Source organism: Promicromonospora sp. NPDC059942, assembly GCF_042731755.1.
GTDB lineage: Bacteria > Actinomycetota > Actinomycetes > Actinomycetales > Cellulomonadaceae > Promicromonospora.
On record NZ_JBHWLR010000010.1, the window covers coordinates 1 to 12715 of the forward strand.

Genomic DNA, 12715 nt, shown 5'->3' on the forward strand with positions numbered 1-12715 from the left:
TCCGAGGACACGGTGCGGTTCCGGGCCGGCCAGGAGGCCGGGACGTACCACGCCGTCTACGAGGTGAAGGACTCCAACGGGCAGAAGGACTCCGCCCAGGTGACCATCGTCGTCAAGGACGACCCGGAGAACGCGGCCCCGCAGCTCCCGGACATCACGGCGCGCGTGCTGGCCGGCGGTACCACCCGGATCCCGCTGAACCTGGACGGCACCGACCCCGACGGCGACTACGTCACGCTGAGCTCGATCTCCGCGGCGCCGTCGCAGGGCACCGCCACCATCGTGGACGGGTTCATCGACTACACCGCGGCCGAGGACGGCACCGGCCTGGACACCTTCACCTACCAGGTGACGGACACTCGCGGCGCCGTGGGTGAGGGCCTGGTGCGCGTGGGTGTCACCCCGCCGCCCGCCACCAACCAGCCGCCGCAGGCCACCGACGACGAGACGACGGTGCGGCCGGGCCGCACGGTGGCCGTCCGCGCGCTGGAGAACGACACCGACCCCGACGGCGACGAGATCGGCCTCGTGGACAGCGCGTTCGAGGGCACCGAGGACATGGACCCCAAGGTCGTCGAGGACGACGTGGTGGTCACCGCGCCCGACGAGGAGGGTTCCTACTCCTTCTACTACGGCATCCAGGACAGCTTCCGGGCCCGCGCGAGCGGCGCCATCACGGTGAACGTGGACAAGAACGCGCCGCTGCTGCGGCCGATCGCCCACGACGACGTGGTCACGGCGGACGACGTCGAGGGCTCCTCCTCGGTGACCGTGGACGTCAAGGCCAACGACGTGGACCCGGACGGCGTGGCCGCCGACCTGGAGCTGACGGTCGACCCCGACCTGGAGGGCGTGCGGATCACGGAGGAGGGCTCGCTGGAGGTGCAGCTCACCGAGAGCGCCCAGGTGATCACCTACACCGTGACCGACATGGACGGCCTGGAGGCCAAGGCGTTCGTGCGGGTGCCGGGCGACCAGTCCCGGCCGCACATCAAGCCGGGCCTGGAGCCGCTCAAGGCGACCAGCGGCGAGCCGCTGACGATCGACATCGCGGACTACGTGGTGGTGCGCGACGGGACGAAGCCGCGGATCACCGAGGAGAAGACGGTCAAGGCGCTGGAGGGCAAGGTCGAGGTCGACGACGAGGACACGCTCGTCTACACCTCCGCCGAGGACTTCGCGGGCGCGGCGTCGGTCAGCTTCGAGGTGACCGACGGCAAGGGGCCGGACGACCCCGAGGGCCTGACGGCGGTGCTGACGCTGCCGATCGACGTGACCCCGTCCAAGAACATGCCGCCCAAGATCACGGGCCGGCCCGTGCTGCAGGTCGCGGCCGGCGAGGAGAGCTCGGTCGACCTGTCGCGCTACGTCAAGGACCCGGACAAGGACCCGCTGACCTTCGACGTCAAGGGTGTCGAGGGCATCGCGCCGTCGGTCTCCGGCGACACGGTCTCGGCCCAGGTCGACCCGTCGGTGTCCAAGGGCACCGCGCAGGAGCTGGCGATGACGGTGTCGGACGGCAAGAACCCGGCCGTCGAGGCCGTGCTCACCGTCGAGGTCGTGGCCTCGACCCGGCCGCTCGTCCAGACCACGCAGGACGTCGTGCTCGACGCCCACCAGGGCGAGGCCACCACGATCCCGGTGCTGGACAACGACACCAACCCCTTCCCGAAGAAGGAGCTGACGCTGTCGGGCGTGCCGACGATCGAGACGGGCATCGGCACCGCCGAGTACCGCGGCAACCAGCTCGTGGTGACGCCGGGCGAGGACTTCACCGGCGCCATGCTGGTGCGCTACCGCGTGCAGGACGCCACCGGTGACCCCGACCGCGAGGTCGACGGCATCGCGAAGCTGACCGTGCTGGGCAAGCCCGAGGCGCCGCGCGCCCCTCGGGTCGAGGAGGTGCGCTCGGAGACCGTGGTGCTGAGCTGGGACCAGCCCAACAACAACGGCGCCGACATCACCGGCTACACCCTGCGGACGCAGAACGGTGACGAGCACGCGTGCAAGACGACCACGTGCACCTTCGACGGGCTGAAGAACAACGTGAAGTACACGTTCACGGTCACCGCGACCAACGACGTGGGCGAGTCCGACCCGTCCCCGGCGTCGCGCGAGGCACGTCCGGACGAGAAGCCGGACCAGCCCGAGCCCCCGACGCTGAAGTTCGGCGACCAGAGCCTGACGGTGACCTGGAAGAACCGGTCCTACACGGACCGGTCACCCATCCAGTGCGTGAACCTGGAGATCAGCCCGGCCCCGGCCGACGGCGTCATCCAGAAGCCCTGCCAGGAGGGCGGGACCACCACCTGGACCGGCCTGAACAACGGCACTGCGTACACGGTGCGGGTGCAGGCCAAGAACCAGGCGCCGGACCCGTCGGAGTGGTCCGACCCGTCCGCGCCGGAGACCCCGGCCGCGCCACCGGCGCAGCCGGCCGCACCGACCGCGCAGCGGACGAACACGGCCGTCGGCGGCCAGATCGACGTGTCGTGGACGGCCCCGGCCAACAACGGCGACGCGGTGAAGAAGTACTACCTCGACGTCTACCAGGACGGGAACAAGGTCAAGACGCTCACGACGTCCGGCACCTCGCAGCCCGTCCAGGACCTGAACCCGGAGTCCTCCTACACGTTCACGGTCCAGGCCGAGAACAAGGCGGGCAAGTCGCCGGTCAGCGCCCAGTCCGCCGCGGAGCCGGCGTACGGCATCCCGACCGTCCCGACGGGCGTGGCCGCGAGCAACCCGGGCGACGGTCGCGCGACCGTGAGCTGGAGCGCGCTCCCCAGCGCGAACTTCCGTGGTCCGGCGCACCGGTACGAGGTGTCGGCCAACGGCCAGGGCAACGCGAACGCGGGCGACGCGACGTCGTACAACTACGGGGGGCTGAGCAACGGCACCTCGTACACGTTCCAGGTGCGGGCGTGCAACCAGTACGTCTGCGGTGACTGGTCGGCGGCGTCCAACGCGGTGATCCCCTTCGGCCCGGTGCCGAAGCCGACCATCACTGCGAACGGTGGTGACCGGAAGGTCACGTTCACCTGGGACGCGACCGCGCAGAACGGGCGCCCGACGACGGTGCGGGTGACCAACGCTATCTCCAGCACGGCCAAGAGCGGCTCCCAGTCGGCCTCCGCGGGCTACAGCGAGGACAAGACGGCCTGTGTCACGGTCACGGACTCCGAGAACCAGAGCTCGCAGACGTGTGCCACCGGCAGGTCGGACGCCCAGCCGAACCCGAGGGCCTGGGTGACCCGCGGCAGTGCCGTCAACAACAGCGACTGCAACACCGCGTCCTGCGCCTACTACAAGGTCAACACCCAGGACTTCCCGGCGGGCAGCCACTCGGTGGCCTGCTGGGCGGGTGACACCCCGGAGGTCAGCGGGTGGCACGACATCGTCACCCACGGCCGGACGTGGGAGACGAGCAACCGGAGGACCTACAACATCCCGGCGAACGGTCAGGTCCAGCTGAACTGCTTCTTCGGCCACCCCGGCGCCGCAGTAGCCGTCATGATCGACGGCACCCGGTACGAGGCGACGAACTGGTAGAACAAGCCCGCCCGGCCGCCGCGCACGCGGCGGCCGGGCACGCCATGATCGACACAACTTTCACCCGACGGACGAGCAGTAACGAGCAGTAGGGAAACACGAGATGACCACGATGACCCCCGAGCAGGCGGCCTGGTTCGCCCAGACCTTCGACCGGCTCGTCGGCAACGTCGGGCAGGCGGTCCTGGGCAAGGCGCCGGTCGTGCGCCTCGCGCTCACGTGCATGCTCGCCGAGGGACACCTGTTGCTGGAGGACGCCCCGGGCACGGGCAAGACCATGCTCGCGCGCTCCATCGCGGCGTCGGTCCAGGGCTCGCACAACCGCATCCAGTTCACGCCGGACCTGCTCCCGTCGGACGTCACCGGCGTGACGATCTACGACCAGAAGACCGGGAAGTTCGACTTCCACCCGGGCCCGATCTTCGCGTCGATCGTGCTGGCCGACGAGATCAACCGCGCCTCGCCGAAGACCCAGTCCGCGCTCCTGGAGGTCATGGAGGAGGGCCGCGTCACCGTCGACGGCGTCGCGCACACCACCGGCCGCCCGTTCATGGTGCTCGCCACCCAGAACCCGATCGAGCAGGCCGGTACGTACCGCCTGCCCGAGGCCCAGCTCGACCGCTTCCTCATGAAGACGTCGGTGGGCTACCCGGACCACGCCTCCACGGTGGAGATCCTGTCGGGCGCCGCGCTGAAGGACCGCAGCCAGGTGCTGCAGCCCATCATCACGACCAAGGCCGTCACCGAGATGGCCGACCTCGCCGCGACGGTGCACACCGACACCGCGGTGCTGGAGTACGTGTCGCGCCTCGCCGAGGAGACCCGTAACGCCCACGAGGTGCGCGTCGGCGTCTCGGTCCGTGGCGCGCTCGCCCTGGTGCGCTGCGCCAAGGTCTGGGCCGCCGCGCACGGCCGCAACTACGTGCTGCCCGACGACATCAAGGAGCTGGCCCAGCCGGTCTGGGGCCACCGCTTCGTGCTGGACCCGGAGGCCGAGTTCGCGGGCGCCCGCCCCGACGTCGTGCTGGCCCGGATCATGGCCGACGTCGCCGCGCCGCAGGAGCGGGCCTCGGCATGACGACCTCGGGCATCTCGGCGGGCAGCGCGGCCGGACCTGGCTACGGCAAGCGTCAGGACAAGCCGACCGGCCTCGCCGGCGTCGTCGCGGCCGGCCGCGCGCAGGCGCAGCGGGGCCGGCGCGGCTGGGTGACCTTCGCCGCCGCCGCCCGGACGCGGGCGGGGGCGCTCGGCCGTTCGCTCGCGCCGGTCCGCCGGACGTTCAGCACGTTCGGCATCGCGGTGACGCTGGTGGCGGCCGGTGCCTGGATCGCCGGGCTGGCGCTCGGCTGGCTCGAGCTGCTGGTGGCCGCGATCGTGCTCACGGTGACGCTGCTGTGCGCCATCGTGTTCGTACTCGGGCGGTTCAAGTACGACGTCGTGCTCGACCTGGCGCAGGCTCGCGTGACCGTCGGCGACCGCGCCGTCGGGCGCCTCGACGTGCGCAACTCGTCGAGCCGCGCCCTGCTGCCGTCGGTGATGGAGCTCCCGGTCGGCACCGGCACGGCGGCGTTCCCCGTGCCGCGGCTGAAGGGCGGCGGCACGCACGAGGAGATCTTCACCATCCCGACCCGGCGCCGCAGCGTGATCACGGTCGGTCCGGTCAAGTCCGTGCGCGCCGACCCCCTGGGCCTGCTGCGCCGCGAGATGACGTGGACCAACGAGCAGGAGGTCTTCGTGCACCCGCGCGTCAAGAACCTCACCGGCTCCTCCACGGGCTTCCTGAAGGACCTCGAGGGTCGGGTCACCAACGACATCACGAACTCGGACGTGAACTTCCACGCCCTGCGCGACTACGTGCCCGGCGACGACCGCCGGCACATCCACTGGAAGTCGACGGCCCGCACCGGCCAGATCATGGTGCGGCAGTTCGAGGAGACCCGGCGCTCGCACCTCGCGGTGCTGCTGTCCACGCGCGCCGAGGACTACGCGAACGAGGAGGAGTTCGAGCTCGCCGTGAGCGTGTGCGGCTCCCTGGGCCTGCAGGCCATCAAAGAGGACCGCGGCGTGACGGTGCTCGTCAACGAGGCCACGCTGCACGGCGACCACCGCACCCGCCTGATGGACGACCTCTCCCGGATCGAGATGGTGTCGCGCAAGTCCAAGCTGGTGGACCTCGCCCGCGCCGCGAGCATGGCCGCCGCCGACTTCTCGGTGATCTCCTTCATCGTCGGCAGCATGGTCACGCCCACCGAGCTGCGTGCGGCGTCGGCCCGCGTGCCCGTGGGCGTGCAGGTCATGGCCATCCAGTGCGTGCCGGGGGCCTCCCTCGGCCGGCACTCCATCGCGGAGCTGGGCGTGCTGACCCTGGGCCGCCTCGGTGACCTGCCCCTTGCGCTGAAGAAGATGAGCGACGGATGAGCGACGAGAATACCCGCGGCAACCTCCCGGCGGGCGCGCACGCGCAGGGCAGCCAGCCGCCCTACGGCACCGGGCCCGGTTACCGGACCGGCACCGGCCGGGGCACCACCCGCCGCAAGGAGGCGGAGCAGCCGCGCGCGCTGACCAGGTTCGCCCTGGTCGACCTCGCGGCGCTGGCCGTGATGCTCGGCGCCGTCGCCGTGGGCTTCGGCCCGGTCTGGGGCTCGCTCGGCTACCTGCTGCCCACGGTCGGCGGTGCCCTCGTGGGCCTCGCCGTGGCCTGGCTGGGCGCCTGGCGGCGCTTCCCCGCCGTCGTGGTGACGGCGCTGGCCGTGCTGGCCTACGTGCTGTTCGGTGGCGCGCTGGCCCTGCCGCACACGACGATCGCCGGCGTGGTGCCGACCCTGGACACGCTGCGCGAGCTGATGCTCGGCTCCGTGCAGGGCTGGAAGCAGTTCATCACCACCACGCCCCCCATGCGGTCGTTCCCCGACCTCGGGGTGGTCCCGTTCCTGCTCATGCTGGTCGTCGCGCTCGTCGCGGGCACCATCGCCTGGCGCGCGAAGCACGCGGTCTGGGCCGTCGTGCCGGTCATCGCCGCCCTGGTCGGCGTGATCCTGCTGGGCACGGTCAACGCCGCCATGCCGATCGTGCAGGGCCTCGTGATCGCCATCACCGCCCTGCTCTGGGGCGCGGTGCGCGTGATGGAGGCGCGCGTGGGCACGCACTCGATCACCACGGAGGCCAGCCGCGAGGCCACGCGCCGGCTGCGCTGGCACCGGGTGCGCACGGGCGCCACCATCCTGGGCGCCGCAGCGCTGGTCGCGGGCTTCACCGCGCCGGTCCTCATGCCCGATCCGGATCGTTCGGTGCTCCGCGAGACGGTCGTCCCGCCGTTCGACATCCACCAGTTCACCAGCCCGCTCGTGGCGTTCCGGCACTACGCCAAGGACGCCCGCGAGGACGAGCTGTTCACCGTCAGCGAGCTGCCCGAGGGCGCCCGCGTCCGCCTCGCGACCCTCGACGAGTACGACGGCGTCGTCTTCGACGCGGCCGGCGACGGCGGCGACACCGGCGTCTACACGCGGGTCGGCGAGGAGATCGCGACGAAGTCCGGTGTCACGCCGACGCCGATCGACGTCACGGTCGCGGCGTACAGCGGCGTCTGGGTCCCCGAGATCGGCGACCTCACCGGCGTGGAGTGGCTCGGCGCGAACGCCGAGGCCCAGCTGGACGGTACGTACTACAACCAGGAGACCAGCACCGCGCTCACCACCGCCGGCATCAGGTCGGGCGACACGTACCGGCTGAACGTGCTGGTGCCCGCGACGCCGGACGAGGACGCGCTGAAGAAGGCCACGATCCGCAAGGCGGACCTGCCCGAGACCGAGGCGAGCGCCCTGCCCGCGGGCCTGCCCGGCAAGACGGGGCAGTTCACGGGCGACAAGACCGACCCCGTGGAGAAGCTCTTCCTGCTCCGCGACGCGCTCCAGAACTCCGGCTATCTGTCCAGCGGGCTCGAGGGCCAGCCGCCGTCGCGGCCGGGTCACTCCGCCGACCGCGTCGACACGCTGATCGAGCAGGAGAAGATGGTGGGTGACGACGAGCAGTTCGCCGTCGCGCTCGCCCTCATGGCGCGCCAGGCGGGCATCCCGGCCCGCGTGGTCATGGGCTTCTACCCCGACAAGGACAGCAAGTTCGAGGAGGGCAAGCCCTGGACCGTGGTCGGCAGCGACGTCCACGCCTGGGTCGAGGTGCCCTTCAAGGAGTACGGCTGGGTGCCGATCGACACCGTCCCGGACGAGAACCCGCAGATCCAGCCCGAGCCCAAGAGCGAGCAGGTGCCGAAGCCCCCGGTGCTGCAGGACCCGGAGCCGCCGGACGAGCCGGACAAGGCGAAGGCCGGCAGCGTCGAGGACGACGAGAAGGACGACACCGAGAACGACCCGTTCGACTGGGGCCTGCTCGGACTCATCCTGCTCGCGGTCGGCATCCCGCTCCTGGTGATCGCCGGGCCGATCATCGCGATCCTCGCCTACAAGGCCCGGCGCCGGACGGCCCGGCGCACCGCCGACCTGCCCGCCGACCGCATCAGCGGCGGCTGGCACGAGGTCGTCGACGTCGTGACCGACATCGGGACGAGCGTGCCCCGCGGCGCGACACGCCGGGAGAGTGCCGGCGTGATCGCCGGTGCGCACCAGGTCCCGTCGACGCTCACGCTCGCGCACCGCGCGGACGCCTCGGTCTTCGGCCGCGGTGAGCCCACCCAGGCGGACGTCGAGTCCTTCTGGGCCGAGGTGGACGAGCTGGTGGGCGGGCTACGCTCCAACCTGAGTACGCGACGGAGGGTCGGCGCGGCGTTGTCGCTGCGCTCCGTCTGGGCGCGTGTGGGCGGTGGTCGCGGAATCCTCGCGGCCCTCGGGGGACTCGGGTCCCGGCGGACGAAGGAGAACTGATGACGGACGTGGTCTGCGCTGGATGCGGGTCGACCCAGCGGGCGGGCGCGCCCTTCTGCGCCGCCTGCGGACGGGAGTTCCCGCGGACGGGACGGCCCGTCGTGGAGCAGGCCCAGGTGCCGCAGGGGCAGGTGCAGCAGGCGGCGGCCGCACGCGACAGGTCGGGTTCGGTGCCGTTCGTGGAGAGCCGGCCGCCGATCACGACGGAGGTCGAGGTGTACACGGCGACGCAGATCCCCTCGGCCGGCACCGTGCCCCCGCCGCTGGTCGCGCCCTACGCGGGCGTCGGCAAGCGCTTCGTGGCCTGGCTCATCGACGGCCTGATCGCCGGTGCGCTGGCGGTGATCGTGGTGGTCATCGGCCTCTCGTTCATCGACATCCCCCCGGCGCTGACGGTGGTGACGCAGGAGCAGGCGGCCGAGATCGCCGCCCAGGCGGTGCGGGTCTACCTCATCGCGGGCCTGGTCGCCTTCTGCTTCCAGCTCTCCATGTGGATCTGGGAGTCCCGGACCGGCCGCACCATCGGCAACTCGGCGATGGGCCTGCGCACGCTCTCGGCCGAGGACCGTGGCCCGATCGGGTTCGTCCGCGAGCTGCTGCGCGTGCTCGTGCTCGCGGCGGGCGCCCTGGTGGCGGGCTTCGGCCAGATCGTGGTGCTGCTCAGCCCCTCGTGGGACAAGGGCGACAAGGTGCAGGGCTGGCACGACAAGGCCGCGCGGTCGATCGTGGTCGACGTCCGCGCCCCGCAGATCGCGCTGACCACCGGGCTCGCCCCGGTGGGCCCCGGGCCCCGCGCCCCGGGCCGGCCCGCGATGCGGACGGCGGCTCCGGCGGCCCCGGCCCCGGGCCAGTACGCCTCCCCGCAGCTGCCCCCGCTGTCTCCTGCGGCCTCGCAGGCGCCGGCCCAGCAGCCCGTGGCGGCCCCGGACCCGTGGTCGTTCCCGCAGGCACCCGCCCAGGGCGCACCGGCTCCGACCGGTGACGGCCTCATCACGGGCATCCCCGGCAGCGGGCCCGGAGCACCGCCCGCCCAGCAGCAGCCGGTCCAGCAGCAGCCGGTCCAGCAGCCTGCGCAGCAGCAGTACCAGCAGCCCGCACCGCAGCAGCCGGTGCAGCAGCAGCCCGCACCGCAGCAGCCCGAGTCGGCCTGGCCGGCGCGGACCTGGCCGGCGCAGCAGGAGCAGGCGGCGCCCCCGGCGCAGCAGGCCCCGGCCACGCTGCCGCCGCAGCAGCACCCGGAGTCCCGCCCCACCCGCAGGGTGACCCTCCCGCAGGACGGCGCCGCCCAGCCCGCCCCGGTGTCGCAGCCGACGCTGCCGCCGCAGTCCGACGGGTTCTCGGACTCCACGCGGATGCAGGCCCCGGTCCTGGAGCCGGCCGCGGTCGTGACCGTGACCCTCGAGCTCGAGTCCGGTGAGCGCCGGGTCATCGACGGGCCCGCCCTGGTGGGCCGCAACCCGCAGGCGAGCGGGGGCGCGGGGTACATCCTCGTGCGCGTCGACGACCCCACCCGCTCGGTGTCCAAGAACCACGCGGAGCTCGGCGTCGACTCCGCCGGCCTGTGGCTGACCGACCGTGGGTCCACCAACGGCACCGTGGTCTCGGCGCCGGGCCGCTCGCCCCAGGTCGCGGAGGCGGGCGCACGGGTCCGCGTGCCGGTGGGCTCGACCATCCACGTCGGGGACCGCCGTCTGGTCGTGCACCCTGCCGAGCCCCGGGCATGACCGAACAGGAGCAGGGGCTGACGACGATCTGGGGTGCGGCATCGCACCAGGGTCGTCGTCGGTCGCTCAACGAGGACGGATACCTGGCCACCGGCCGGGTGTTCTTCGTGGCCGACGGCATGGGCGGGCACGAGGCGGGCGAGGTGGCGAGCGCCGAGGCGCTGTCCGCGATCAGCGGCCTGGCCGATGTCGAGCGGGTGGAGCCGGCGCTGGTCGAGGCGTTCCTCGAGGCCGCGCAGCAGCGGGTCCGGGCCATCGAGACGGAGTCGGGCAACGCGCCCGGCACGACGCTCACGGGCGTGCTGGTCGACGAGCGCGAGGACGTGCCGTACTGGCTGTTCGTGAACGTCGGGGACTCGCGCACCTACATCCTGTCGAACGGCGTGCTGTCGCAGGTGAGCGTGGACCACTCCGAGGTGCAGGAGCTCGTGGACGCGGGCACGATCACCATGGACGAGGCCCGCAGGCACCCCCGGCGGAACGTCATCACGCGGGCCCTCGGGGCCCAGCAGGACGTGCGGGCCGACTTCCGGTACATCCCGGTGACGCTCCACGACCGCGTGCTGATCTGCTCGGACGGGCTCACGGGGGAGCTGACCGACGAGCAGATCACGACGATCCTGCTGGAGCAGCCCGACCCGGAGCGCGCCGCCGGGCACCTGGTCAACGCGGCGATCCAGGCCGGCGGCCGGGACAACATCACCGTGGTCGTGGTCGACGTGACCGGGGTGGACGACCAGACCATAGGGTCGTCTACGGCACCACGGGCGGGGGCGGAGCCTGACGAGGACACCCTGCCGCGAGAAGAGCACGCAGCAAGAAGCCAGGGGGTCTGAGATGACGGTGCACTACAGCGAGGGATCCGCACGGGCGGTGGTCCGGAACGGCACGGTCGTCGTGCTGCCCGGCCCGGCTCCCGCCGGCGTCGTCGACGCGCTCTGGACCGCGCTCGACGCACCCGACGGCGGGGTCGCGGCGACCCTTGCCGTCCTGGCCGCGGGCGGCCTCGCGGAGACGCCGCCGTTCGCCGTCGTCTCGCTCTCCGGCGGTGAGCCGGCCACGGCGGCGCACGTCGCCGTGCGCGGTACCGGCGTCAAGGTCGTGGTGAGCGCCCAGGGCGCCGGTGGTCCGGTCGAGGTGACCGGGGCCGGCGTCGTCACCTGGTCGGAGCGGGTGGTGGACGGCCCGACGTCGTTCGCGATCACCACCGACGAGGTGCCGGCGGACGAGGAGTTCCCCGTGCAGTCGGCAGTGGTGCGGGCGAGCGCGCTGCGGCGCACCCTCGTGGAGGTGGCCGGGGCCCTGGACCTCCCGGGGACGCTGGGCACACTCGCACCCGCACCCGCGCCCGCCTCGGCGGCCCCGGCCGCCAAGGCCGCGATGATCGACGAGTTCCCCGACTTCCCGACCCTCGCCGGCCTGTCGGCGCTGACCGGCGGGCAGCCGGCCGGCGAGACGGTCGTGCCGGGGTCGATGGACGTGCCGGTGATCGGCGGCCCGGCCGGGCCCACGCCCGAGCCCGAGCCCGCACCGGAACCCGCGCCGCTGCTCGGGGCGTCCCCCGTCCCGGGGCCGGCCCCGGCCTCGGAGGTCGACGAGGCCACGCAGTTCGGTGCGGACGACGACTACGGCCACCTCTTCGGTGACACGGTGATGCGCCGGGTCGAGGACGCGGCGGTCCGGCAGGGGGAGGACGAGGAGGAGGTCGACGAGGAGCCGGCCCCGGCGTCCGCCCCCGTCGTCACGCCGCTGGCCCCGCCCCCGCCCGTGCCGGACCCGCCGCAGGCGGAGTCGGCGGGCGACGCCCTGATCTCGAGCGTCCCGGGCGGCTTCCCCGGCCCGGCCCTGCTCTCGGACACCCCGCAGGGCGTGACCCCGGGCGGCGCCCAGCGGGCCGCTGCGGTGACGGACTCGCCGGGTACACCCGACGTGACGGACCACGACGGCGAGACCATGATGTCGTCCGACATCGCGGCGCTGCGCAAGGCGGCCGGGGGCGGGCCCAAGTTCTCGGTGGGCATCCTGCCGGGCGCCCCGCAGATCCTCGGCCGGAACTGCCCGCAGGGGCATCCCAACCCGCCCACCAACGAGACCTGCCGCAGCTGCGGCGCTGCCCTGGAGAGCGACGCCGAGCTGGTGTCCCGCCCGTCGCTCGGGCAGATGCTCGTCACCGGCGGCGTGCAGCCCGGGATCGGCGGCCCGCAGGTGGTGGAGCTCGACCGCCCGGTGGTCGTCGGGCGGCGCCCGCGCACCAACAACGCGTCGGCGGACCGCACGCCGCGCCTGGTGACGGTGGCGAGCCCGGACCAGGACATCTCGCGCTCCCACGTCGAGATCACCCTCGAGGAGTGGCACGTCCTGGTCGCGGACCTCGCGACCACGAACGGCACCACCCTCCTGCGGCCGGGGCAGCAGCCCCGGCGGCTGCACCCCAACGAGAAGGTGATCGTGGTCGAGGGCGACGTCGTCGACCTCGGCGACGGAGCGACCCTGACCTTCGAAGGCATCTGGTGAGGGCCACAGCCGGCACGACCACCGATGACGGCTCCACCATCAACCAAGGAG

General features: G+C 72.8%; 7 protein-coding genes. All 7 read left to right on the plus strand.

Annotation, left to right across the window (positions count from 1 at the left end):
* Positions 1-3552, plus strand: a 3552-nt coding sequence (locus ACFV9Q_RS17030) for an Ig-like domain-containing protein (RefSeq protein WP_377235382.1), incomplete at its 5' end; no start/stop codon positions are given.
* 103 nt (positions 3553-3655) lie between these two features.
* The gene (locus ACFV9Q_RS17035; protein ID WP_377235383.1) at positions 3656-4630 is read left to right on the plus strand and encodes an AAA family ATPase; all 975 of its coding nucleotides are present in this window, start codon (positions 3656-3658) and stop codon (positions 4628-4630) included.
* On the plus strand, positions 4627-5970 hold the full coding sequence (locus ACFV9Q_RS17040) for a DUF58 domain-containing protein (protein WP_377235384.1): 1344 nt from the start codon (positions 4627-4629) through the stop codon (positions 5968-5970). The genes ACFV9Q_RS17035 and ACFV9Q_RS17040 overlap by 4 nt, the downstream gene beginning before the upstream one ends.
* Positions 5967-8426: a DUF3488 and transglutaminase-like domain-containing protein gene (locus ACFV9Q_RS17045; protein ID WP_377235385.1), complete on the plus strand. Its 2460-nt coding sequence runs from the start codon at positions 5967-5969 to the stop codon at positions 8424-8426. Before ACFV9Q_RS17040 ends, ACFV9Q_RS17045 begins: the two co-directional genes overlap by 4 nt.
* Positions 8426-10150 (plus strand): RDD family protein, encoded by a 1725-nt coding sequence (locus ACFV9Q_RS17050; protein ID WP_377235386.1) that lies wholly within the window; start codon positions 8426-8428, stop codon positions 10148-10150. Before ACFV9Q_RS17045 ends, ACFV9Q_RS17050 begins: the two co-directional genes overlap by 1 nt.
* On the plus strand, positions 10147-10986 hold the full coding sequence (locus ACFV9Q_RS17055; protein WP_377235387.1) for a PP2C family protein-serine/threonine phosphatase: 840 nt from the start codon (positions 10147-10149) through the stop codon (positions 10984-10986). The genes ACFV9Q_RS17050 and ACFV9Q_RS17055 overlap by 4 nt, the downstream gene beginning before the upstream one ends.
* A 1-nt stretch (position 10987) precedes the next feature.
* On the plus strand, positions 10988-12664 hold the full coding sequence (locus tag ACFV9Q_RS17060; protein WP_377235388.1) for an FHA domain-containing protein: 1677 nt from the start codon (positions 10988-10990) through the stop codon (positions 12662-12664).
* The last annotated feature ends 51 nt before the right edge of the window (positions 12665-12715 follow it).